The organism is Sinomonas sp. RB5 (genome assembly GCF_054063535.1).
Genome location: NZ_JBSSGJ010000003.1, coordinates 30247 through 51836 on the forward strand (window position 1 = coordinate 30247; position 21590 = coordinate 51836).

22 protein-coding genes and 1 tRNA gene are annotated in these 21590 nt (G+C 73.0%); 11 read left to right on the forward strand and 12 right to left on the reverse strand.

The window, feature by feature from the left end:
• Positions 1–86 precede the first annotated feature (86 nt).
• The 4 genes from ACVWWH_RS04960 to ACVWWH_RS04975 all read left to right on the forward strand — a co-directional run bounded on the left by ACVWWH_RS04960 (position 87) and on the right by ACVWWH_RS04975 (position 3017).
• Complete coding sequence (locus ACVWWH_RS04960; protein WP_457315864.1) at positions 87–794, forward strand: fasciclin domain-containing protein; 708 nt, start codon at positions 87–89, stop codon at positions 792–794.
• Positions 795–916: 122 nt separating this feature from the next.
• Positions 917–1492, forward strand: coding sequence for an ECF RNA polymerase sigma factor SigK (gene sigK / locus ACVWWH_RS04965; RefSeq protein WP_174835448.1), 576 nt, complete (start codon positions 917–919; stop codon positions 1490–1492).
• A complete protein-coding gene (locus tag ACVWWH_RS04970; RefSeq protein WP_457315865.1) occupies positions 1485–2426 on the forward strand; it encodes an anti-sigma factor domain-containing protein in 942 nt (313 codons plus the stop codon). Before sigK ends, ACVWWH_RS04970 begins: the two co-directional genes overlap by 8 nt.
• 135 nt (positions 2427–2561) lie before the next feature.
• Entirely contained in the window at positions 2562–3017 is a 456-nt protein-coding gene (locus ACVWWH_RS04975) for a DUF4383 domain-containing protein (RefSeq protein ID WP_066494402.1), read from the forward strand.
• A gap of 153 nt (positions 3018–3170) precedes the next feature.
• On the opposite strand, the gene ACVWWH_RS04980 is transcribed toward ACVWWH_RS04975, so the two are convergent.
• The gene (locus ACVWWH_RS04980; protein ID WP_457315866.1) at positions 3171–3800 is read right to left on the reverse strand and encodes a phosphoribosylanthranilate isomerase; all 630 of its coding nucleotides are present in this window, start codon (positions 3798–3800) and stop codon (positions 3171–3173) included.
• The gene (locus ACVWWH_RS04985; RefSeq protein WP_457315867.1) at positions 3800–4510 is read right to left on the reverse strand and encodes a hypothetical protein; all 711 of its coding nucleotides are present in this window, start codon (positions 4508–4510) and stop codon (positions 3800–3802) included. The genes ACVWWH_RS04980 and ACVWWH_RS04985 overlap by 1 nt, the downstream gene beginning before the upstream one ends.
• 78 nt (positions 4511–4588) lie before the next feature.
• Here ACVWWH_RS04985 and ACVWWH_RS04990 point away from each other — a divergent pair, with 78 nt between their 5' ends.
• The 3 genes from ACVWWH_RS04990 to ACVWWH_RS05000 are packed head-to-tail and all read left to right on the forward strand — an operon-like array spanning position 4589 to position 7206.
• The gene (locus ACVWWH_RS04990; protein ID WP_457315868.1) at positions 4589–5632 is read left to right on the forward strand and encodes a dehydrogenase; all 1044 of its coding nucleotides are present in this window, start codon (positions 4589–4591) and stop codon (positions 5630–5632) included.
• Positions 5633–5660: 28 nt separating this feature from the next.
• Positions 5661–6059 (forward strand): 6-pyruvoyl trahydropterin synthase family protein, encoded by a 399-nt coding sequence (locus tag ACVWWH_RS04995; RefSeq protein WP_457315869.1) that lies wholly within the window; start codon positions 5661–5663, stop codon positions 6057–6059.
• 1 nt (position 6060) lies between these two features.
• A complete protein-coding gene (locus ACVWWH_RS05000; RefSeq protein ID WP_457315870.1) occupies positions 6061–7206 on the forward strand; it encodes a glycosyltransferase in 1146 nt (381 codons plus the stop codon).
• On the opposite strand, the gene ACVWWH_RS05005 is transcribed toward ACVWWH_RS05000, so the two are convergent.
• Entirely contained in the window at positions 7181–7528 is a 348-nt protein-coding gene (locus tag ACVWWH_RS05005) for a cell division protein CrgA (RefSeq protein ID WP_084249211.1), read from the reverse strand. The two genes, ACVWWH_RS05000 and ACVWWH_RS05005, sit on opposite strands and share 26 nt — an antisense overlap.
• A gap of 163 nt (positions 7529–7691) precedes the next feature.
• Here ACVWWH_RS05005 and ACVWWH_RS05010 point away from each other — a divergent pair, with 163 nt between their 5' ends.
• Positions 7692–8333, forward strand: a complete 642-nt coding sequence (locus ACVWWH_RS05010) for an aminodeoxychorismate/anthranilate synthase component II (RefSeq protein WP_066494422.1) — start codon at positions 7692–7694, stop codon at positions 8331–8333.
• Positions 8334–8339: 6 nt separating this feature from the next.
• Here ACVWWH_RS05010 and ACVWWH_RS05015 read toward each other — a convergent pair whose 3' ends face one another.
• The 7 genes from ACVWWH_RS05015 to ACVWWH_RS05045 are packed head-to-tail and all read right to left on the reverse strand — an operon-like array spanning position 8340 to position 17866.
• Positions 8340–10337 carry a protein kinase domain-containing protein gene (locus tag ACVWWH_RS05015; protein WP_457315871.1) on the reverse strand — a complete coding sequence of 666 codons (1998 nt, stop codon included), beginning with the start codon at positions 10335–10337 and terminating at the stop codon, positions 8340–8342.
• Between the two features lie 49 nt (positions 10338–10386).
• The gene (locus ACVWWH_RS05020; RefSeq protein ID WP_457315872.1) at positions 10387–12063 is read right to left on the reverse strand and encodes a serine/threonine protein kinase; all 1677 of its coding nucleotides are present in this window, start codon (positions 12061–12063) and stop codon (positions 10387–10389) included.
• Positions 12060–13535, reverse strand: a complete 1476-nt coding sequence (locus ACVWWH_RS05025; RefSeq protein WP_457315873.1) for a peptidoglycan D,D-transpeptidase FtsI family protein — start codon at positions 13533–13535, stop codon at positions 12060–12062. The genes ACVWWH_RS05020 and ACVWWH_RS05025 overlap by 4 nt, the downstream gene beginning before the upstream one ends.
• The gene (locus tag ACVWWH_RS05030) at positions 13532–14953 is read right to left on the reverse strand and encodes an FtsW/RodA/SpoVE family cell cycle protein (RefSeq protein WP_084249213.1); all 1422 of its coding nucleotides are present in this window, start codon (positions 14951–14953) and stop codon (positions 13532–13534) included. The genes ACVWWH_RS05025 and ACVWWH_RS05030 overlap by 4 nt, the downstream gene beginning before the upstream one ends.
• Entirely contained in the window at positions 14950–16671 is a 1722-nt protein-coding gene (locus ACVWWH_RS05035) for a PP2C family protein-serine/threonine phosphatase (RefSeq protein ID WP_457315874.1), read from the reverse strand. The genes ACVWWH_RS05030 and ACVWWH_RS05035 overlap by 4 nt, the downstream gene beginning before the upstream one ends.
• A gap of 2 nt (positions 16672–16673) precedes the next feature.
• Positions 16674–17147, reverse strand: a complete 474-nt coding sequence (locus tag ACVWWH_RS05040) for an FHA domain-containing protein FhaB/FipA (RefSeq protein ID WP_066494431.1) — start codon at positions 17145–17147, stop codon at positions 16674–16676.
• A complete protein-coding gene (locus ACVWWH_RS05045) occupies positions 17144–17866 on the reverse strand; it encodes an FhaA domain-containing protein (RefSeq protein WP_066494434.1) in 723 nt (240 codons plus the stop codon). Before ACVWWH_RS05045 ends, ACVWWH_RS05040 begins: the two co-directional genes overlap by 4 nt.
• 289 nt (positions 17867–18155) lie before the next feature.
• On the opposite strand from ACVWWH_RS05045, the gene ACVWWH_RS05050 reads away from it, so the two are divergent.
• Positions 18156–18238: transfer RNA gene (locus tag ACVWWH_RS05050), tRNA-Leu, on the forward strand.
• A gap of 47 nt (positions 18239–18285) precedes the next feature.
• On the opposite strand, the gene ACVWWH_RS05055 is transcribed toward ACVWWH_RS05050, so the two are convergent.
• Entirely contained in the window at positions 18286–19791 is a 1506-nt protein-coding gene (locus tag ACVWWH_RS05055) for a lipase maturation factor family protein (RefSeq protein WP_457316004.1), read from the reverse strand.
• Between the two features lie 79 nt (positions 19792–19870).
• Between ACVWWH_RS05055 and ACVWWH_RS05060 the strand changes: the two genes are divergently transcribed.
• Together ACVWWH_RS05060 and ACVWWH_RS05065 are read left to right on the forward strand one after the other, a co-directional pair.
• Positions 19871–20566 carry a fluoride efflux transporter FluC gene (locus tag ACVWWH_RS05060; protein ID WP_457315875.1) on the forward strand — a complete coding sequence of 232 codons (696 nt, stop codon included), beginning with the start codon at positions 19871–19873 and terminating at the stop codon, positions 20564–20566.
• On the forward strand, positions 20563–20943 hold the full coding sequence (locus ACVWWH_RS05065; protein WP_457315876.1) for a fluoride efflux transporter FluC: 381 nt from the start codon (positions 20563–20565) through the stop codon (positions 20941–20943). Before ACVWWH_RS05060 ends, ACVWWH_RS05065 begins: the two co-directional genes overlap by 4 nt.
• 95 nt (positions 20944–21038) lie before the next feature.
• Here ACVWWH_RS05065 and ACVWWH_RS05070 read toward each other — a convergent pair whose 3' ends face one another.
• Positions 21039–21575, reverse strand: a complete 537-nt coding sequence (locus tag ACVWWH_RS05070) for a YbhB/YbcL family Raf kinase inhibitor-like protein (protein ID WP_457315877.1) — start codon at positions 21573–21575, stop codon at positions 21039–21041.
• Between the last annotated feature and the right edge of the window lie 15 nt (positions 21576–21590).

Genomic DNA, 21590 nt, shown 5'->3' on the forward strand with positions numbered 1-21590 from the left:
CCGGTCCAATCCGCCCCCGCACCCGCTCCGAACTACAGGTGCACGCCACCTTCGACGGCATGCCAACCTCGAACAGGAGTGAAGCCATGAAGACCACCCATCGCACCCCCGCCGTTGTGGGCCTCGCCGCGCTCGCCGCAGTCTCCGCGCTCAGCCTCTCCGCCTGCGGCGGGTCGACGTCGGCAGCCGGCGGCTCGTCGTCGTCCGCACCCGCCAGCGCCGCGGCAGGCATGACGACGCCGAGCACGAGCGGTATGAGCAGCCCAATGGCCTCGGGCAGCATGAGCGCCGACCCGGCCGCGAACCTCGTGGGCGCCGGCTGCGCCGACTACGCGAAGGCCAATCCCTCCGGACCAGGGTCGGTCCAGGGGATGAGCGCCGACCCGGTCGCCGTCGCCGCGTCCAACAACCCGCTCCTGACCACCCTCACCTCGGCGGTCTCGGGCAAGCTCAACCCCAAGGTCAACCTCGTCGACACCCTCGACTCGAGCCAGTTCACGGTGTTCGCCCCGGTGGACAGCGCGTTCGCGAAGATCGACCCGGCCACCATCAACTCGCTCAAGACCGACGACGCGACGCTGAAGAAGATCCTCACCTACCACGTGGTCCCGGGCCAGATCGAGCCTGACTCGATCGCCGGCACCCACAAGACGGTCGAGGGCCAGGACGTCACCGTCACCGGCTCGGGCAACAGCCTCAAGGTCAACGGCGCCAACGTGGTCTGCGGCGGCGTGCACACGGCCAACGCCACCGTGTACCTCGTCGACTCCGTACTGATGCCCCCGGCGAAGTAGCACACCAGAACACCCACCGACGGCGGGCCGGGCGTGCTGGTTGCCCGGCCCGCCGTCGGCGCGTGGCCCCACAGCTGCAGGAGGTGAGGAAGGGCGTGGCTCTTCGTGAGACAGTGGTCTACATGCCGGACCACTACGCCGGGGCGCCCGCCCCGGACCTCGACGACCTCATGGACTGCGTGGCGCGCGGGGACCAGGCGGCCTTCGGCCAGCTCTACGACGCCCTCGCCCCGCTCGTCCACGGCCTCGTGCTGCGCGTGGTCCGCGACCCGGCCCAGGCCGAGGAGGTCACCCAGGAGGTGTTCCTCGAGGTCTGGCAGCAGGCCAAGAGGTTCGACGCCGACCGCGGCCGCGCCCGCGCCTGGATCACCGTCATGGCGCACCGGCGGGCCGTGGACCGCGTCCGCGCCGCCCAGGCCGCGGCGGACCGCGACCTGCGCCAGGGCATCAAGGAATTCCAGGAGAGCTACGACGACGTCGAGCACCGCGTCGAGGTGGCCCTCGAGAGCGACCGGGTCAACCGGGCCCTCGAATCCCTGACCGAGGTGCAGAAGCAGGCGATCCGGCTCGCCTACTACGGCGGCTACACCTACGGGGAAGTCGCCACCGCCCTGGGGCTTCCCCTGGGCACGGTGAAGACCAGAATCCGCGACGGAATGATCCGCCTGAGAGACGTGTTGGGAGTGAGCCATGGATGATCAGCTGCACCTGCTGACCGGTGCCTACGCCCTCAACGCGCTCGACGACGAGGAGCGCCGCCGCTTCGAGCACACCCTCGGCTTCGGCGACGAGACGGCGGAGGAGGCGCGCGAGCTCGCCGAGACCGCGGCCCTGCTCGCCGCGGGCACGACCCCCGTCGCGCCGCCGCCGGACCTCAAGGCGCGCCTCATGGCGCAGATCGCGGTCACGCCGCAGTTCGACGCCGTCGAGGAGCCCCGCCCGGCCCCCCGCGATGCGGGGTCACCTCCCGCAGACGCGGGGTCACCTCCTGCACACGCTGGGTCACCTCTCCGCGACGCGGGGTCAGCTCTCCGCGACGCGGGGTCACCTCTCCGCGATGCGGGGTCAGCTCCTGCAGACGCGGGGTCACCACTCGCCGAGGCGACGGTGGCCGACCTCGGCGAGCACCGCCGTCGTGCGCTGCGCCTTCCCGTCTCCACCCGGTGGCTCGCGGCCGCGGCGGCCGCACTCCTCGTGGTGGCCGGCGTGAGCGGTGCGTGGGCCGTCCGTGCCCAGCAGCAGCGCGACGATGCCCTCCGGCAGCTCGCCGCCGCCGCAGATGCCCCCGGCACGGTCATGGGGCGGATCCTCTCCGCCCCGGACGCCAAGCTCCAGGAGGTCAGTGTGCCCGGAGGCGGGACCCTGGTCCTCGCCCACTCGCGGCAGGACGCGGTGGCCGGCGTGGTGACGCTGGGCCTGCCCCAGCCCGCCCAGGGGCACGTCTACGAGCTCTGGCTCGGCGACGCGTCCGGCTCGATGAAGCCCGCGGGCCTCGTGAAGGGCACCGGGTCCACGTGGAATGAGCTGCCCGGCGGTATTGGGTCCTCGACGGTTCTCGGCGTGACGGTCGAGCCGGTGGGCGGATCGAAGCAGCCCACCACCGCACCGATCGTCGTCCAGCAGTTCTCCTAGCCTCCTCGGCGACCCCCTCCGGAGGGCTCGCGCAGATTGGTCCAATCCGTCTGCGCGGGCCCTCCGAACTATTGGTGCGGGAACACCGCACCGGCGCGTCAGACGGCACGCCGGGGGCCTTCACAAGGAGACATCATGTCCACCTCAGTCCTCTCGAACCGCCGCACCGCAGTCCAGGTCGCCGCGACCGTCGTCGGTGCCGTCTTCCTCCTCGTCGGGGTGCTCGGCTTCATCCCCGGCATCACCTCCGGCTCCGGCCTCGGCTTCGCGGGCCACCATTCGGACGCGTACCTGCTCGGCCTGTTCCAGGTCTCGGTGCTCCACAACGTGGTCCACCTGCTCTTCGGCATCGCGGGCCTCGCGCTCGCCCGCTCGGCGGCGGGCTCCAAGGGCTTCCTCGTCTGGGGCGGCGCGATCTACCTCGTCCTGTTCGTCTACGGCCTCGTGTTCGGCGGAGAGTCGGCCGGCAACTTCGTCCCGCTCAACGCCGCGGACAACGGGCTGCACCTGCTGCTGGGCGTCGGCATGCTGGTGATCGGCCTCGTCCTCGGGCGCACGGCCTCCCGCCAGGCGTCGGCTGCCCGACGCTGAGACGGGCCGCCACGACCGTGGCGAGCCGAGAGCGACCCGGCCGCCCGCCCCTCCGTCTGAAGGTCACCTCCCGAGGGTCATTGTCCTGACTTTGACCCCCGGGAGGTGACCTTCAGGAGGTGGCCTTCAGGAGGTGACCTTCAGGAGGGCGGGTCAGAGGACCGTGCGCGCGGCCTGGATGAAGGCCCGGATGAGGCCCAGGTCCTTCACCCCGCGCGAGGACTCCACGCCGCTCGAGACGTCCACCCCGCCGGGCCGCAGCGCGGCGACGGCCTCGCCCACATTCTGTGGGGACAGGCCGCCGGCCAGGGCCCAGAACCCGGCGGGCGGGGCGCCCAGCTCGTCGTCTGCGAAGCGCTCACCCGAGCCGGGAACGGCGGCGTCGAGCAGGAGCCGGTCCGGGGAGGACCAGCCCGTCGCCGTGCGCCGCGTGTACTCACCGGCGGAGAGGGCGCGGATCACGCGGAAGCCGGCCCCGCGGAGGGCATCGGCGGTCGCATCGGGCTCGTCCCCGTGCAGCTGGACGGTGTCGACGCCCGCCTCCCGGGCCAGGGCTGCGACCTCCTCGAGCGTCTGGTCCCGGACCACCGCGACCGTCTCGATCTCGCGTCCGGCCCTCGCCGCGGCGTCACGGGCGGCGGCCACGAGCCGGGCCGCCAGCGCGGCCCCCACGGTCCGAGGGCTCCCCGGGGCGAGGACGAAGCCCACAGCGTCGGCGCCGGACTCGACCGCCGCCTCGACGGCCTCGGGGGTGGACAGGCCGCAGATCTTCACCCAGAGCATCAGGCCGTCTCACCGCCGGCCGGGGCGGCGTGCTCCGCCTCGTAGCGGACCTTGATGGCCCCCCGCTTGACCTTCACCTCGAGGATCCGCACGCCGGCCAGGTCGGAGAGCGAGCGCACGTGGGTGCCGCCGCAGGGCTCGGCATTGACCCCCTCGATCGTCACCGTGCGGTGCCCGCTCGCGTCCACCGAGGAGGAGACGGCCCCGCCGCGGGCGAGCACGGCGTCCATCTGCGCCTGGATCTCGGCGCGCACGGCCTCGCGCAGCTCCGGGGTGGCCAGCTCGTCCTCGTGGCCGGCGGGGGCGAAGTCCAGCCGCGCCTGCCCGGGGAAGTGCGAATGCCCCGAGTGCTGCCACCCGCGCGCCTCCCCGAGGTGTCCGAGGACGTGGCCGGCCGTGTGGAGCGCCGCGTGCCGGCGGCGCAGCGCCGCGTCGATGCGGCAGACGACGGCGGCCCCCACCTCGGGCGCGGACGTCGCCCCGGTGAGCACCACGAGCCCGGACGGGTCGCGGGCCGGGGTGACCGGGTCGCCGTCGAGCGTCCCCTCGTCCGAGGGCTGGCCGCCGCCCTTGGGGTGGAAGATGTTCGGCGACACGGCCGCCCAGGCGCCGTCCTCGCCCGTCCCCGCGGCGACCACGGTCGCCGTCGCCTCGGTGAGGTAGGTGTCGTCGAAGTACGCGTTGGTCTGCTGGGCTACGGCCGTGGTCATCCTTCAAGTCTAGGCGGGGCAGCCCCGGCCCCGGCCGGGCTCTGTCTCATCGGGGGCGCCGCTGGGTAGTGTCGGTGCATGGGAGATCCGATCAGGACCGGTCCGGGCACCGCCGCGCCCACCACCCCCGGCATGGCGATGGCCTACTGGACCACCGGCCCCCGCCGGGGCGAGCTGCGTCCGGTGCCTGTTCCGGAACCGGGCGAGGGGGAGGCCCTCGTCCGCGCCCTGTACTCGGGCCATTCGCGCGGCACCGAGAACCTCGTCCACGCCTGCAAGGTGCCGGACCGGGTTGCGGACCTCATGGAGGCCCCCCATCAGGAGGGCAGCTTCCCCGCCCCCGTGAAGTACGGCTACCTCTCGGTGGGGGTGGTGGAGCGCGGGCCGGCCGAGCTCGAGGGCCGCACCGTGTTCTGCCTGTACCCGCACCAGGACCGCTACGTCGTCCCGGCCGCGGACCTCACCCCGGTGCCCGAGGGCGTGCCGCCCCGCCGCGCCCTCCTGGCGGGCGCTGTCGAGACCGCCGTCAACGCCCTCTGGGAGGCCGGCCCGCGCATCGGCGACCGGATCGCCGTGGTGGGCTGCGGCCTCATCGGCGCCTCGGCCGTCGCGCTGCTGCGCCGCTTCCCGCTGGACCGGCTCGAGGCCGTGGACCCGGACCCCGGCAGGCAGGGTCTCATGGACGCGCTCGGCGTCCGGCTCGTTGCGCCCGCGGACGCCGCCGAGGACTGCGACATCGTCCTCCACGCCTCCGCCACCCCGGAGGGGCTCGCCCGCTGCCTCGAGATCGTGGGCGACGACGGCGAGGTCATCGAACTGTCCTGGTACGGCGACCGCAGCGTCCAGGTCCCGCTCGGGGCGGACTTCCACGCCCGCCGCCTCTCGCTGCGGGCCAGCCAGGTGGGCCAGGTCGCCCAGCCGCGGCGCGTCCGGCGCACGACGGCGCAGCGGCTCGCCCTCGCGCTGCGCCTGCTCGAGGACCCCGCGTTCGATGCGTTCCTCGGCGAGCCCTCCGACTTCGCCGACCTGCCCGCCACGATGGACCGCCTCGCGGAGGGCGGAGACGTGGCCGGCGCGTGGCCCGGGCTGTGCCACGTGATCCGCTACCCCGGCGCCCCCTGATTCCCCGCAGCCCCCGAGAAGGAGAGCCATGTTCAGCCTGACCGTTCGCGACCACGTGATGATCGCCCACAGCCTCCCGCGGCCCGCCTTCGGCCCCGCCCAGGGACTCCACGGCGCCACCTTAGTGGTCGAGCTGACCGTGCGCGCCGAGGCACTCGACGCGAACTCGACCGTGATGGACATCGGCGAGGCCTCCGAGCTCCTCTCCTCGATCCTCGACGGTCTGCGCTACCGCAATCTGGACGAGCACCCCGACTTCACCGGACGCCTCACCACCACCGAGGTGCTCGCCCAGCACATCGCGGTGGGCGCCGCCGAGGACCTGCGCCGCCTCGGGCACCTCACCGCGGTCGAGGTCACGCTCCGGGAGAACCCGGACGCGTGGGCCTCCTGCACGGTGGACCTGGCCTCGGATCGCGCCCGCTGACATGGAGCGCACCGGGGTTCCCGCCGCGGCCTCAGTCCCGGCCCAGGTCCGGCTCGTGGTGCCGGACGGGCTCGGATACACCTCGGGCGGGACGGTCTACAACACCCGGCTCGCCGAGGCGCTCCGGATGCTCGGCGCGGCGGTCGAGGTGGTCGGGGTGCCGGGGGCCTGGCCGGTCGGCTCGGCCGAGGACCGGCGGCGCCTCGCCGCGGCCCTCCTCCCCGGCGGCGAACCGGCCCACGTCCTGGTCGACGGGCTCCTCGCGCTCGGCGCCCCGGACGAGGTCGCCTCGGCGGTCGCCGCCATGCGCGGCGGCGGAGGCCGCTTCGGAATCCTCGTGCACCTGCTGCTCGCAGACGCCGCCGGGCTCTCCGCGGGCGAGGCCGAGCGGCTCGCCGCGCTAGAACGGCGCGCGCTCGCCGCGGCGGACGTGGCCATGGTCCCGAGCGGCTTCTCCGCCCGGCGGCTCACCGCGCGCTACGGGATGGTGGCCGAGGTGGTGCGGCCCGGCGTCGCGGGCGGCCCGCCGGCCCGGGGGAGCCTCCCAGACGGCAGGGCCCCGCACGTGCTGTGCCTCGCGGCCCTCCTGCCGGGGAAGGGGCAGCTGCGGCTCCTGCGCGCCCTCGCGGCCCTCCGCGAGCGGCCCTGGACGCTGACGCTCGCAGGGTACGACGCCGCCGACCCGGCCTACGCGCGCGCCGTGCGGGAAGCCGCCGCGGACCTCGGCATCGCCGACCGCGTGCGGGTGCCCGGCGAGCTGCGGGGGGAGGCGCTCGAGGCCGAGTGGTCCGCGACGGACCTCACGGTGCTCGTCTCGGACCCGGAGACCTACGGGCTCGCGGTGGTGGAGTCGCTCGCGCGCGGCGTCCCGGCCATCGTCACCTCTCGCACCGGTGCGGTCGAGGCGCTGGGGCTCTCCCTCGAGGGAGGTCTGGGGACGGCCGGGGCCGCGGTGGAGTCGCCCCGGGAGACGGGGCGAGGAGCCGAGGACCCCCTCGTGCGGGAGCTCGCGGGGTGGCTGGACGACGCGTCGGTGCGCGCGCGGTGGCGGGCCGCGGCGCTCGCGGCGAGGCCGCTGCTGCCCGGGTGGGAGTCGACGGGTCGCGCGGTGCTCCGCGCGCTCAGCCTCGCCAGCGCAGGGTCATGAGGAACCCGACGATCGCGATCCCGAACCCGGCGAGGATGTTCCAGTTGCCCAGCTCGGGGAAGGGGAACAGGCCTTGGGTCACGTAGAACGTGATGATCCAGAGCAGGCCCACCACCATGAGCCCGAACATGACGTACTTGTACCACTGAGGCGTGGGCCCGCTGGCGCGCTGGGCGCGCCGCTGCCGCTTCGCCTTCTTCGCGGCCCTGCGCTCGGCCGCCTTGCGGTCGGCCGACCGGCGATCGGCGGCCTTGGGGTCTGCTGCCTTCTTCGGCGCGGCCGCAGCCGGCTCGTGCTGTGGCTTGTCCGTCGACTCGGGCACTCGTCCTCCTCGGGGCCCGCCCGTCACGCCGCGGGGCCCGCTTGATATTCTGCTAAGCACCAACACGCTGCACCGCGGGTGCGGGCCGTGCGCTTCTGAGGCTCCAGTCTAGCCGCAGGAGCCCGCCGCCCCGCGCCGGCCCGGACGAAACGGCTACTGACGCATGACCACCCGCATCCTCGTCATCGACAACTACGACTCGTTCGTCTACACGCTCGTCGGCTACCTCCAGCAGCTGGGCGCCGAGACGACCGTGGTGAGGAACGACGACGTCTCGCTCGCTGAGGCGATCGAGCTCGCCGCCGCCCGCGACGGCGTCCTCGTCTCGCCCGGACCGGGCAACCCCGCCGAGGCCGGGGTGTGCATCGAGCTCATCAGGTGGTGCGGGGAGAACAGCAAGCCGATGCTCGGGGTGTGCCTGGGCCACCAGGCCCTCGCCGAGGCCTACGGCGGCACGGTCACGCACGCCCCGGAGCTCATGCACGGGAAGACCTCCCTTGTCGAGCACGAGGGCAGGAGCGTGTTCGCCGGCCTTCCCTCGCCCTTCACGGCGACCCGCTACCACTCCCTCGCCGCGGTCGCGGACACGATCCCGGAGGTCCTCGAGGTCACCGCCCACACGCACTCCGGCGTGGTCATGGGCCTCGCGCACCGGACCGCGCCCCTGTGCGGTGTGCAGTTCCACCCCGAGAGCGTCCTCACGGAGGGCGGCTACCAGATGCTCGGCACGTGGCTCGAGTCCCTCGGCCTGGCCGGCGCCGCCGAGAAGGCCTCGCACCTGAGCCCGCTCATCACCGCCGGCTGAGGCCGCTCAGCCGTTCCCCCCGCCCTTCTTGCCCGGGGGATTGCCGCTGTTGCCTGGGCCGGACGGCGCAGGTGCCGTGCTCGTCGTGTCGGTGGGCGACGGCGAGGGACTCGGTGCCGGGGGCGGCGGCGGTGCCTTCGCCACGATCAGGGACACCGTCCCGCCCTGGTCCACGCTGCCGTCCGCGGCCGGGTCCTGGTAGGTGACCGTGCCCGGCGCCGCGTTGGCGTCCTCCTGCTCCTGCACCGCGGCCTTGAGGCCGCGGTCCGCCAAGGCCTTCTGTGCGTCGGCGACCGCCATGCCGCGCAGGTTGGGGACGCTGACCTTGCCCGTGGAGACCGTCAGCTCCACCTCGGTCCCGAGTCCCACGGTCTGGCCCGCGCCGGGGTTGGTCGCGATGACGGTGCCGTAGGGCGCCTTGGGATCGTTGGCGAGGATCGAGCGCGGCTTGACCTGGAGCCCCAGCGCCTGCAGCGTCGAGCGGGCGCCCGACTCGGTGGCGCCGATGATCGAGGTGGGGATGGTCGCGTTGGCCGGTCCGTCCGAGATCTCGAGCGAGATCGAGGAGCCCTTCGCGAGCTGCGTGCCCGCGTCGGGCACCGTCTTGATCGCCGTGCCCTTGGGCACCGTGGGGTCCTTGGGGTGGGAGATGTTCGGCTGCAGGCCCAGCGACTGGAGCTTGAGCGCGGCCTCGGTCTCCGACATGTTGGTGACCGCCGGGACGGTGATCATCTGCACCGCGGAGGGCTGGTTCATGTACTGGTAGAGCAGCAGGCCGCCGCCGGTCGCCACGAGCAGCGCCATCACGAGCAGCACCACGATCCAGGTGCGCCGGCGGCCGCGTCCACGGCGGGCGCGCTCCTCGTCGCGGGCGTCGTCGAACTGGATGAGGTCGCCAGGTGGGGGCGCGTAGGCCGGGAACTCGCCCGTGTCGCCGAGGTGGGACGAGGACCCGGCCCCGTCCGCAGACTCTGCACCGGGCCCGTCCGGTCCGGCGCCGTCCTGCCCCGGGCCCGCACCGTTCTGTCCGCCGCCCGACTCGCCGACGAGCCCGACCGCGGCGGTGGGGACCCCGCCGTCGTCCGCGGCGGCTCCGGCGGCGGCAGCTCCCGCTGCGGCCGCACCCCGACCGGGGCGGGCGGGGACGACGACGCCGGCCCGCGCCCCCCGCAGCGCGCGCTGGAAGGCGGCGGCGCTCTGGAAGCGGTCGTCGGGGTCCTTCTCGAGGGCGCGGTCCAGGACGCTCTGGAGCGCCGGCGTCACGTCGGGGTTGAAGTCGGCAGCGGGCCGGGGCACGGACTGGACGTGCTGGTAGGCCACCGACACCGCGGACTCGCCCACGAAGGGCGGCCGCCCCGTGAGGAGCTCATAGAGCAGGCATCCGGCCGAGTAGAGGTCGCTGCGGGCATCCACCACCTTGCCCTGCGCCTGCTCGGGGGAGAGGTACTGGGCGGTGCCGACCACGGCCTGGGTCTGGGTGACCGTCGCGGAGGTGTCCGCGGTGGCCCGGGCGATCCCGAAGTCCATGACCTTCACGGATCCGGGCTCGTTGCACGCCATGACGTTGGCGGGCTTGATGTCCCGGTGGATGATGCCGTGCTGGTGGCTGTACTCGAGTGCGGAGAGCACGCCGAGCAGGGCGTCGATGGAGTCGTCGATGCTCGGGGTCCCCTCGCGGATCACGTCCCGCAGGGTCCGGCCCTCGACGTACTCCATGACGATGTACGGCACCGCGACGCTGTGCGGCGAGAGCGGGTCCGAGTTGTGCTCGCCGGTGTCGTAGACGCCCACGATCGAGGGGTGGTTGAGCCCGGCGACGGCGCGGGCCTCGCGTTCGAAGCGGGCCCGGAACTGCCCGTCGCGGGCCATGTCCGGGCGCAGCATCTTCACCGCGACCCGGCGCCCCAGCCGCAGGTCGAGGCCCTCGTAGACGTCCGCCATCCCGCCCCGGCCGATCAGCTCGCCGAGCTCGTATCTGCCCGAGAGGACGATGGGAGCGGGCATAGGCTCGTCCTCTCGTTCCAGGGGCGGGTGGGCGGAATAGGTCACAGGGTCAGCTGCTCGGGGCGATCGGCAGCGTGGACGGGAGGGCACCTGCTGTCTGCGACGGCGTCTGCGACTTTGCCGGGCTGCTCTTGGGCGGCGCGGTGGAGGACGGCGCGGGCGGCACGGTGACCGGCGGCTGGACCGAGAGGTAGGTGACGGTGATCGTCGACCCGACCGTGACCTGCCCCGCGGGTGTGACGTCGGTGACCTGGCCCATCGTTCCGCTCTGCGACTGGACGGCGTTGAGTGCCACGTTCATGCCGAGCTCCTCGAGCTGTGACTTCACCTGAGTGTAGTTCTGCCCGATGTAGTTCGACGGGACGATCGTAACCGTGGCGGGCGCCGGCGGCGCCGTCGAGCTCGGCGGTTCGCTCGTGGGCGGCGCCGAGCTCGTGCTCGGGGCGGCGCTCGAGCTGCTCGGTGCGGTCGAGGGCAGCGGCGACGGGCTGAACAGCCCGGCGTTGGAGAGCCACACGCCGATCAGCACGAACAGGAGCAGGAGCAGCAGGGCCACGAGCGGCCACGTGAGCGGGCTGCGCTTGCGCTGCTTGCGGGCCACGGGCGGCTCGGGCTGCTCGTCGTCCTCCGGCGCGTACAGCGGCTGGTGCACGTCCTCGCCCGCGGCATCGGCGCCGCGGCCGCCGTCGCCCACGAGGGGCAGGGCCGACGTCGCGGGCGCGCCGCGCGAGGCCGAGGCACCCGCCGCTGCGGCGGCCGCAGCGGCTCCGGCGGCCAGGCCCGCGCCCCCGACGACGGCGGTGGGGGCCGTCTGGCGCTGCAGCTTCCCGGTCGAGACCGCGTCCATCGCCTCGGTCGAGTCCTCCTGCAGGAGCATGTCCGGCACGGCGGCCTGGGCGGCCCGGATGTCGCCGCGGCGGATGGCCTCGGCCGCCTCCGCGAGCTTGATCGCGTTCGCCGGCCGGTTCCGGGGGTCCTTCGAGAGCATCGACATGAGCAGGGCGCGCACGGGGGCGGGAAGGTGCTCGGGCAGCGGCGGCGGGGCGTCGTTCACCTGGGCGAGCGCGATCGCGATCTGGCTCTCGCCCGAGAACGGGCGGTGGCCGGTGAGGCACTCGTAGCCGATCACGCCGAGCGAGTAGATGTCGCTCGAGCCCGTGGCCTGCTGGCCCGTGGCCTGCTCGGGGGCCAGGTACTGCGCCGTGCCCATGACCTGGCCGGTCTGGGTCAGCGGGACCTGGTCGGCGAGGCGGGCGATGCCGAAGTCCGTGACCTTGACCCGGTGGTCCGGGGTGATGAGCAGGTTCCCGGGCTTGACGTCGCGGTGCACGAGGCCCTGCCCGTGGGCGACCGCGAGGGCGCGGGCGGTCTGGGCGATGATGTTGAGGGTCCGGTCCGGGGAGAGGACACGCTCGCGCTCGAGGATCGCGCTGAGCGGCTCGCCCGGGACGAGCTCCATGACGAGGTAGGCGGAGCCCTCCGCCTCGCCGTAGTCGAAGACGTTGGCGATCCCGCTGTGGTTCAGCAGCGCGGTGTGGCGGGCCTCCGCGCGGAACCGCTCGAGGAAGCTCGGGTCGCCCGCGTACTCCTCCTTGAGGATCTTGATCGCGACGATGCGTCCGAGCACCTCGTCGCGGGCACGCCACACCTCGCCCATGCCCCCGATGGCGATCCGGCTCTGCAGCTGGTACCTGCCGCCCAAGGTGATGCCTGACGTCGGTCTCACTTATTCAACACCGCCTCAAAGATCTTTCTCGCTGTCGGACTGGTCAGCGCGGCGCCCTGGTAGATGTCAACACCTTCCATCACCACGGTCACCTGAACCTGGGGGTTGTCCGCGGGAGCGAACCCGGTGAACCAGGAATTGTTCAGCATCTGGCCCTTGCTGTTGGTCACACCGAGCTCCGCGGTGCCGGTCTTGCCCGCCACCTTGACGCCCGGGACTGCGGCCGCGCCGGCGATGCCCTGCGAGACCACGTCGGTCATCCACTCGGTGATCTGGCGGGCGATGTCCGGCGTCGTGGACGTGCGCAGCACCTCAGGCTTGGGCTCCGAGACGACATGGAGGTCCGGGGCCGTGATGCTCTTGACGAGCGAGGGCTTCATCTGGATGCCGCCGTTCGCGATCGCGCTCGTCACGAGGGCGATCTGCAGCGGGGAGGCCTTCACATCGAACTGGCCGATCGCGGACTGGGCGAGCTGCGCCTGGTTGAGCTTCTGCGGCCAGACCCCGGGGGAGTAGTCGAGGTGCAGCTGGTCCCCGGCGTCCTGGCCGTAGCCGAACGCCGCCGCCTGCTTGGCGATGGCGTCCTGGCCCAGGTCGAGGGCGATCGAGGCGAACGGCGTGTTGCAGGACTGCTCGAGGGCGAAGGCGAAGTCCGCCTTGTCGCGCGTGTAGCAGTTGCCGCCGGCGTAGTTCGGCAGCTGCGTGTTGGTCCCCGGCAGCGTCATCTGGGCCGGGTTGGGCAGGACGGAGTCCTTGTTGTACTTCCCCGAGGCCAGCGCCGCCGCCGTGTCCACGAGCTTGAACACCGACCCGGGCGCCAGCAGCGCGCCGGTGGGGCCGCTGACACCCTGGTTGAGGTTGATGCCCTGCTCGGACTGGATCTTCTGCATCGCTGCCGACGCCGCCGCCTGGTCCTGCGTGGCGATGAGGTTCGGGTCGTAGCTGGGCTTGGAGACCATGGCGATGATCGCCCCGGTCTTCGGGTTCGTCACGACGATCGAGCCGCGCTGGCCGTCGGGGATGAGGTCGTAGGCGAGCTTCTGGATGGCCGGGTCGATCGTGAGCTCGACCGAGGCCCCCTGCGGCTGCTCGCCGAGGAAGAGCTGGCGGATCCGGTCCATGAGCAGCTCGTCGGAGCGGCCCGTGAGGGTCGAGTTCATCGTGTTCTCGAGGCCCGAGGAGCCGTACACGTTCGAGTAGAAGCCGGTGATGCCCGCGTACAGGTCCTGCCCAGGGAAGGTGCGCTGGAACTTGCAGGTGTCGGAGCCGCTCTCCACGGACTGGGCGATCGGCTTGCCGGCCACCAGGATCGGCCCGCGCTCCTGGCAGAACGTCTGCAGGATCGCCCGGTTGTTCCAGGAGTTCTTGTTGAGGTCGTCCGCCCCGATGACCTGCACGTAGCTGATGGCGCCGAGGATGAGGGCGAACATGACCGCGATCGCGATCCACGCATTCCTGATCGCCTGGTTCATCGGGTCCTCACCGCCTGCGTGGTCATGGTGTCTCCGGGTTGGGCCAGGTCGGCGTGCCGCGCGCTGCCGTGGCCGTCGTCGGCCACGAGGGGCCCTTGGGCCGTGGGCCTGCGTGCCGCGTTCGAGATCACGAGCAGCAGGGCCACGATGATCCAGTTCGCGAGCAGCGAGGACCCGCCGGCGGCGAGGAACGGCGTCGTGAGGCCGGTCAGCGGGATGAGGCGCGTGACTCCGCCGATGATCACGAAGACCTGGAGTCCGATCGCGGCCGAGAGCGCCGAGGCGAGCAGCTTGCCGAACGAGTCGCGGGCGCCGAGCGCGGCGCGGAAGCCCCTCGTGACGAGCAGGGCGTAGAGCAGCACGATCGCGAACAGGCCCACGAGGCCCAGCTCCTCGCCGAACGAGGCCACGATCATGTCCGAGTGCGAGAACGGGACGAGGTCCGGGCGCCCCTGGCCGAGGCCCGTGCCGAGCAGGCCGCCGTTGGCCATGCCGAACAGGCCCTGGACGATCTGGTAGCTGCTGCCCGAGGTGCGCCCGTAGACCTCCGGGGAGAAGGCGTTGAGCCAGCCGTCGATGCGCAGGCGGATGTGCGGCAGCGCCAGGCTCGCGGCCATCGCGCCCGCGAACATGAGCAGGACGCCGAGGATCGCCCAGCTCACGCGGCTCGTGGCGATGTAGATCGTGGAGATGAAGATGCCGAAGAACAGGATGGACATGCCGAGGTCGTGCTGGAAGATGAGGATGCCGATGGCCGCGAGCCACGCCACGACCATCGGGCCGAGGTCCTTGAACCGCGGCAGCTGCAGCTTCCCGATCCGGCGTCCCGCGAGCAGGATGAGGTCCCGGTTCGTGGACAGGTAGCCGGCGAAGAACACCGCGATGGTGATCTTTGCGACCTCGCCGGGCTGGAAGGTCGAGCCGCCGATCCGGATCCACACCTGGGCGCCGTTGATCTCGCCCGCGGTGATGCCGGGGACGAGGGGCAGGAGCAGCAGGACCGCGCTCACGATCAGTGAGATGTAGGTGAACCGGCGCAGGATGCGGTGGTCGCGCAGGAACCAGACCACAGCGATCGCCAGCACCATCCCCACCACGGTCCAGCGCGCCTGCGTGTTGCCGTAGTCGGTCTGCGGCGTATCGAGCCGGTGGATCATCGCCAGGCCCAGGCCGTTGAGCGTGACCACGATGGGAAGGATGAGCGGATCGGCATACTTCGCGCGGAAGCGCAGCACCGCGTGGATCGCCAGGGCCGGGACGGCCAGGAGGGCCTCTTGGAGCCAGAAGTCGCTGCCGAAGGCGGTGCCGTCCTGCAGGCCCTTCATCGTGTTCGCGCCGATGGACACGGCGAAGGCCAGGAGCAGGAGCAGCAGCTCCACGTTCCGCCGTGGCTTCTCCACGGTCTCCACGCCGCTCATCGGGTGCCTCCCAGGCAGGGGTCGGGGGTGGTGGTCGGGCTGGGGCTCGCGCTGGCACTCGCGCTCGGCGCGGCAGAGCCTGAGGCCGAAGGCTTCGCGCTGGCGGATGGCTTCGCGCTGGCCGACGGGACCGTGCCGGCCCCCGCCGTGCCCGACGGGGCCGGGCTCGCGGTGGCGCCCGAGCCGGGCAGGCAGCCTCTCGGGTCGGCCTGGATGCCCTTCACGATGTCCTCGGCGGCCTCGAGGCCGTCCGCGGGCACGCCGGCGCGGAGCCGCTGCTGCGTGTACGGGCTCAGCGAGTCGAGGGGGATGTTGGTGGCCGAGTGGACGTGCGAGAGGGAGATGGGGCCCAGCTGCTGCGAGACGCCGTTGTAGATGGCTACCCGGTTGTCGTAGGAGCCCACGTAGTAGCGGGTCTGGGTCCAGGCGTAGCCGAACCAGACGCCGAGGATGAGGGCCAGGGCGGCGATCGCGCCGAGCCCGATCCGGAACCAGCGCCGCACGGGACGGACCGGTGCGGGGGGCTCCTCCGCGTCCTCCTCGGGCTCGGGGCTGCGGTGGGTGAGGATCGCGGCAGCGCGGCGCGCGGCCGTGCGGCTGGCGACCGAGGGGAGCGAGCCCGTCTCGGCGGCGGAGGCGGCGGCGCCCACGAGTTCGTGCGGACGGGAGTCGAGCTCCCGGCGGAGCACTTCGGCGGAGAGATGGGCGCCGAGGTTCGGGTCCGTCTCCGGCTCCTCGCGGCCGGTCTCGCCGCCTTCGCCCTCGGGGACCGTCGTCTCGCCGGTCTCCGCGGCGGGCGGCTCCGGCGACGCCGCGGCGGGCGCCGAGGCCGGTGCGCCCTCGGCGGCGGCCTGCTCGGCCGCGTTGGCGCGGGGCGGGTTCGCGGCGGCAGCCGAGGTCACGGGCGTGCGGGCGGCCGCCGCTGCGGTGAGGGTCGCTGCAGCCGGGGCCTGCGCGGGCGGTGCCGCCTCGCCGTCGTCCTCCCCGGCGGCGACGACGTCGGCGACGATCACGGTCACGTTGTCCGGTGCCCCCGCGGCCAGCGTGAGCTCGACGAGGCGGTCGGCGCACTCGGCCAGGTCCTCGATCTCCCCCAGCGTGCGGTGCACGAGTGGCAGGGGAACGTAGTTGAGGCCGTCGGAGCACAGGAGCCAGCGCTCGCCCTCGACCGCCGGGAACGTGGCCAGGTCCAGCTCGGGGCTCGCGTCCACGTCACCGAGGACCCGCATGAGCACGTTCTTGTGCGGGTGGGTCTCGGCCTCTTCCGGACGGAGGCGGCCCTCGTTGATGAGCCGCTGGACGAAGGTGTGGTCGGTGGAGACCTGCTCGAGGTCGTTGCCGCGCAGCCGGTAGGCGCGCGAATCGCCGATGTGGGCGAACGCGAAGGTCCCGTCGGAGAGCAGGAGGGCCGTGACGGTGGTGCCCATCCCGGCCAGGAGCGGATTCGCGCTGACGAGCTCGGACAGGAGGGAGTTCGCGGTCTGGATCTCGTCGGCGAGCTGGGTCGCCGCCTCGCCCTGCTCGTACCCGCCGTGGTCGAGGTGGATGAGGTCCAGGACGGTGGAGGCGCTCGCCACGTCGCCGCCCGCGTGCCCGCCCATGCCGTCGGCAACCACCATGAGATGACGGCCCGCGTAGGCGGAGTCGTCATTCTTCGAGCGGAGCCGGCCCACGTCGGAGCGGGCCGCGTAGCGCAGGATCAGCGGGGCCTCTGCCAAGGTCAGGGCCTCAGCTCGATCACAGTCTTGCCGATCCGGATCGGCACGTTCAGCTCCACGGGCTGGGCGCGGGTGAGCTGCTGGTCCGCGAGGTAGGTGCCGTTCGTGGAGCCGAGGTCCTCGATGAACCAGCGGCTGCCCTGCGGGAACAGGCGGGCGTGGCGGCCGGAGGCGTAGTCGTCCTCGAGCACGAGCGTGGCCTCCTGGGCCCGCCCGAGCAGCACGGGGCTGCCCTCGAGCGGCAGGCTGGTCCCGGCAAGGGGCCCCTCGACGACGACGAGGCGGTGCGCCTGCTGGCGCACGGGCGGCTCGGCGAGCTCGGGGTTGCGCCGCACCTGGCGGGCGGTGGGGGCGCCGGTCTTGTTCCGCCGCCCGACGGCGAGGTCCCGGCGCATCGCGCCCACGACGCTGAAGACGAGCAGCCACAGGAGCAGGAGGAACCCCAGCCGCAGGGCGGTGAGCGTCAGCTCGTTCACGCGTTCCCTCCCCGGGGTGCCGGAAGCATGCGGAAGACGATCTTGGTGCGTCCCATGGTGATGGTGGTCCCGTCGTGGAGAACGGCGCTGCCCTCGATGCGGTGGCCGTTGATGTAGCTGCCGTTGGTCGAGCCGAGGTCCACCGCGTAGGTCGTGCTCCCGTCGGTGCGGATCTCGAGGTGCCGGCGGGACACGCCCGTGTCGTCGACCACGATGTCCGCCTCGTTCGAGCGCCCCAGCACCACGGAGTCCGCGTTGACCGAGTACCGCTGCCCGTCGATCTCCAGCACGGGCGAGAGCCGCACGGGCTGGCGGGTCGGGGCGGCCGGGAGGTTCGGGCGCGACTCGTTGCGCTCCGTGCGCGAGTCGACCTCGAACTGGCCGGGCTTGAGCGCGGCGTCGTGCCGGAACGTGAAGCGGACCGGGCCCTGCAGGGTGTAGCCCTGCGAGCGGGCGTGCTTCACGGCCACGTCGCACAGCTCCTCCGCCAGGGGCTGGCCCCAGCCGCGGGCGCGCTCGAAGTCATCGTCCGAGAGGTGCGCCTCGAAGACGTTGGGCGCGAGCGTGCGGCCCTGGTCGATCGAGAATGCCTGGCGGTCCATCTCGCGGCGCAGCCTGCTGGCGATCTCCACGGGCTGCACCTGGCCCTTCGAGCCCGTCGAGAAGACGCCGTGGACGGCCTTCTCGATGCCGCGCTCGAGCCTGTCGAGCAGTCCCATGGCCCCTCCTTCCAGGTCCAGGGCCCGCGGGTGCGGGCACAGTGCCACAGCTTGACGGAGCCGCGCACGCTGCGTGCACAGTCCTCACCCGATACTACTGGGCGCCTCTGGGTGCCGTCTGAACCGGGGTGTACCGACCGCGTAACGACCGTTCCCCGGCGCGCCGTCCCTTATCCTCGCCCATGCCTGCAGCCGCCGCGGGCAATTTCGCAATCCGCGGACCGCTCGGCTATGCTGGACCTCGCTGCTTTCGCAGGGCCGGGCATCTGCCGGACTGCGGGAGTGCTGCGCGCGAGTGGCGGAACGGCAGACGCGCTGGCTTCAGGTGCCAGTGTCCGAAAGGGCGTGCGGGTTCAAATCCCGCCTCGCGCACCGCAGGAAGGGCCCCGGTCAATGACCGGGGCCCTTTCGGTGCCGGATCAGCCCCCGGCCTCCTCGTTCTCGCGCAGGGTGAGCGGCCGGATGAGCACCCGCAGCGGCGTGATGACCCAGCGCTGGTGGGTCTGCCGGAACTCGGCGTGGGTCGAGAACTCATACAGCGCGGACCGCGCCCGCACCCAGCGCGGCCGCTCGCCGTGGAACGGGTCCTCGCGCAGGAGCCTGAGCGTGGCCGGGTCCGCTGCCAGGAGCTTGACGAGGAACGCATAGAACCAGTCCTCGTGCACGGTGCGCAGCGGCAGGAACCACATGAGCCAGTCGAGCCGCAGGTGGTAGGGCGCCCACTGCCGCGGGATGCGCTCCGGCTCGCCGGGCTTCCCGCGGAACCTGTACTCGCGCCAGTCGGCGTCCTCGGCCGGCACGGTGTCCAGCGTGCCCTCCACCACGATCTCCACCCGGTTCTTCGTCACGGACCCGAACGCGCCGTACGTGTTCACGAGCTGCCACCGGTTGAAGGCGGCGTTCATGAGCTGCCGGCTCGAGACGAGGTTCTTCGCGGGCCACCACGAGAGCACGAGCAGCAGCAGCGAGGCCGCGAGGACGACGCCGACCCACACCCAGGTGACCCAGTCGCCCGGGGCGGGCCACGCCGTCGTGCGCCCGGCGCCCGGGGGGGCGGCGTTCCACGCGGCGGAGGAGAGCCGCTCGGGGACGAATGGGAGCAGCCAGTGGACCGCCGCGTCGCCCACGGCGGCGAACGCGAGGACGATCGCGGACCAGTTGAGCCACGCGAAGTTGCCCGAGAGCACGAGCCACAGCTGCGTCACGACCACCACTGCCGCGGCGGCCGACCCGACCGGCTGCGGGAAGAACAGGAGGAACGGCACCACGAGCTGCGCAACATGGTTCCCCACCACCTCGGAGCGGTGCATCCACTTGGGCAGGAGGTGGAACTGGCGGCTCAGCGGCCCGGGCATCGGCTGGGTCTCGTGGTGGTAGTACAGCGCCGTGAGGTCCCGCCACTCGGCGCCCCCGCGGATCTTGATCATGCCCGCCCCGAACTCCAGCCGGAACACCAGCCAGACCACCAGGATGAGGATGGGGCGTGGGGGCGGGACCTGGTCCGAGCCGAGGAACGCGACCGTGAAGCCCGCCTCGAGCAGGAGCATCTCCCAGCCGAACGCGTAGAACGTCTGCCCGACGTTCACGATCGACATGTACAGCCCCCACAGCACCAGGAACGCCGCGAGGGGCGCCCACCACGGGCCGGCCTGCGGCACGCCCAGCACGAGCAGCCCCGAGACCGCGAGCCCCACGGCCGCCGCCCAGCGGAACAGCCGGTCCGAGTAGCGGTACCGGAACAGGCTCGGGCGGCGCACCCGGTGGAAGCCCTCGAGGTACCGGGGGACCGGCGCAAGGCCCCGCTCGCCCACGAGGGCGGGGAACTGGTTAAGGCTCGAGAGGAACGCGACGAAGAACAGGGCCGCGACGCCGCGCTGCAGCACCCAGCGGGCCACCTCCGCATCGGTGGCCGCGAACCACGCCATGAACCCGGATGCCGCGTCCACGCCTCCACGCTACGCCCGCCCCGCCGCGCACAGGGAGGGGCGGTAGGCTCTACCCGCCGTGACTTCCGACCCTCGCCTCCCCGTTCCGGGCCCCGCGCACGACGGCGCGCCCGCGCCGCACGCCGGGCACGCGCCGTCGCGCCTGCCCGCGCCCGCGCGGCTCGCCCACCCGTTCTCCCCGGGGGTGCTCGCCCTCGTGTTCGGCGGCGGCCTGCTCGGCGCCCTGTCCCGGTGGGCCCTCGGCGCGGCGATCCCCGCACCGGGCGGCTGGCCGCTCGGGACGCTCGCCATCAACCTCGTCGGGGCGCTGGCCCTCGGGGCGCTGCTCGAGTCGCTCGCGCGGCGCGGCCCGGACGTGGGCGCCCGGCGCCTCGTCCGCCTGACCGCGGGCACGGGCTTCATCGGGGCGTTCACCACCTATTCGACCCTCGCCGTGGACGCCTCGCGCCTCGTCGTGGCCGGCCGCGCGTACGACGGCGCGTGGTACCTCGCGCTGAGCCTGCTCGGCGGCGCCGCGGCCACCCTGCTCGGGGTCGCCGGGGCGGCGTGGCTCCACCGCGAGGACCGGCGCGGTCTGGCCGCCGAGGCGCACGTCGCGGCGCATCCCCATGGCGGGCGCCCGCACCCCGACCGTGAATCCGCCCCTCCTTCCGGTCAGGACCACCGCCTCCAGCGGGGGGCAAAGACCGAAACCGGGGGCGAAACCGGCAGCGGCGGCGCGGGCGCTCAGGACATCCCGGAGGAGCCCCGATGAGCCCGCTCGAGGCCCTGCTGCTCGGGGTGGCGGGCGGCCTGGGGGCAGTGGCCCGCTACGTGCTCGACACCGCCGTGAGCCGCCGCGTCAGGGGTGCGCTGCCGTTCGCGACCATCGGCATCAACGTCACGGGGTCCCTGGCGCTCGGCCTGGTCACGGGCGCCGTGCTCGCCGGTGCCGACCCCGCCGTGCAGGCGGTCCTCGGCACCGGATTCCTCGGCGGCTACACCACCTTCTCCACGGCGAGCTACCAGAGCGTCAGCCTCGCCCTCAGCGGCCGGTGGGCGACCGCCGTCGTCAACGGGGCGGGCACCATGGCGCTGTGCGTGGCCGCGGCGCTGGGCGGGCTGGCGATGGCCGCCGCGCTCGCCGGCTGAAGCCGGCAGGGCAGGCCTGAGGGCGGCCGGCCGTGAGGACAGAGGGGGCCGCGTCCGCCGGGTCTCCCCGGCGGACGCGGCCCTCCAAGCGCGAGCTAGTCGATCTTGCCGGTCACCACCAGGCCGGCGCGGCCGAGGGTGTGGAAGAAGATGTTGAAGCCCAGGAACGCCGGGGACGAGTCGGCATTGACGCCGATGTCCTCGACGTCGAGCGCGTGCACGGTGATGAAGTACCGGTGGGTCCCGTGTCCCGAGGGCGGGGCGGCGCCGACGAACTGGGCCGTGCCGCCGTCGTTCTTCAGCTGGATGGCGCCGTCCGGCATGTCCTCGCCGGTGGCGGTCCCCGCGCCCTCGGCCAGCTCGGTCACCGACGCGGGGATGTTCGCCACGGCCCAGTGCCAGAAGCCCGACTGGGTCGGCGCGTCCGGGTCGTAGACCGTGACCGCGTAGCTCTTGGTGCCCTCGGGCGCGCCGGACCAGGACAGCTGGGGCGAGACGTCCTCGCCGCCCGGGACGCCGAACGCGCCGGAGTACTGCGCCGCCGGCCAGGGCTGGCCGTCGGCGACGGTGGTGCTCGTGACGGTGAAGCTCGCCGCCTCCGGGATGCGGTCAAAGGGATCGTTGCCGCTCATGTGCAGCTCCTCTCT

What these genes read in the sequence shown, in the direction of transcription:
- ACVWWH_RS04995 (WP_457315869.1), top strand. Translation starts at nt 5,661, where the DNA reads ATGTTCAGCCTGACCGTTCGCGACCACGTGATGATCGCCCACAGCCTC.
- ACVWWH_RS04960 (WP_457315864.1), top strand. Translation starts at nt 87, where the DNA reads ATGAAGACCACCCATCGCACCCCCGCCGTTGTGGGCCTCGCCGCGCTC.
- ACVWWH_RS05065 (WP_457315876.1), top strand. Translation starts at nt 20,563, where the DNA reads ATGAGCCCGCTCGAGGCCCTGCTGCTCGGGGTGGCGGGCGGCCTGGGG.
- ACVWWH_RS04975 (WP_066494402.1), top strand. Translation starts at nt 2,562, where the DNA reads ATGTCCACCTCAGTCCTCTCGAACCGCCGCACCGCAGTCCAGGTCGCC.
- ACVWWH_RS04980 (WP_457315866.1), bottom strand. Translation starts at nt 3,800, where the DNA reads ATGCTCTGGGTGAAGATCTGCGGCCTGTCCACCCCCGAGGCCGTCGAG.
- ACVWWH_RS05010 (WP_066494422.1), top strand. Translation starts at nt 7,692, where the DNA reads ATGACCACCCGCATCCTCGTCATCGACAACTACGACTCGTTCGTCTAC.
- ACVWWH_RS05055 (WP_457316004.1), bottom strand. Translation starts at nt 19,791, where the DNA reads ATGGCGTGGTTCGCGGCCACCGATGCGGAGGTGGCCCGCTGGGTGCTG.
- ACVWWH_RS05025 (WP_457315873.1), bottom strand. Translation starts at nt 13,535, where the DNA reads ATGAACCAGGCGATCAGGAATGCGTGGATCGCGATCGCGGTCATGTTC.
- ACVWWH_RS05070 (WP_457315877.1), bottom strand. Translation starts at nt 21,575, where the DNA reads ATGAGCGGCAACGATCCCTTTGACCGCATCCCGGAGGCGGCGAGCTTC.
- ACVWWH_RS04990 (WP_457315868.1), top strand. Translation starts at nt 4,589, where the DNA reads ATGGGAGATCCGATCAGGACCGGTCCGGGCACCGCCGCGCCCACCACC.
- ACVWWH_RS05015 (WP_457315871.1), bottom strand. Translation starts at nt 10,337, where the DNA reads ATGCCCGCTCCCATCGTCCTCTCGGGCAGATACGAGCTCGGCGAGCTG.
- sigK (WP_174835448.1), top strand. Translation starts at nt 917, where the DNA reads ATGCCGGACCACTACGCCGGGGCGCCCGCCCCGGACCTCGACGACCTC.
- ACVWWH_RS05030 (WP_084249213.1), bottom strand. Translation starts at nt 14,953, where the DNA reads ATGAGCGGCGTGGAGACCGTGGAGAAGCCACGGCGGAACGTGGAGCTG.
- ACVWWH_RS05000 (WP_457315870.1), top strand. Translation starts at nt 6,061, where the DNA reads ATGGAGCGCACCGGGGTTCCCGCCGCGGCCTCAGTCCCGGCCCAGGTC.
- ACVWWH_RS04985 (WP_457315867.1), bottom strand. Translation starts at nt 4,510, where the DNA reads ATGACCACGGCCGTAGCCCAGCAGACCAACGCGTACTTCGACGACACC.
- ACVWWH_RS04970 (WP_457315865.1), top strand. Translation starts at nt 1,485, where the DNA reads ATGGATGATCAGCTGCACCTGCTGACCGGTGCCTACGCCCTCAACGCG.
- ACVWWH_RS05045 (WP_066494434.1), bottom strand. Translation starts at nt 17,866, where the DNA reads ATGGGACTGCTCGACAGGCTCGAGCGCGGCATCGAGAAGGCCGTCCAC.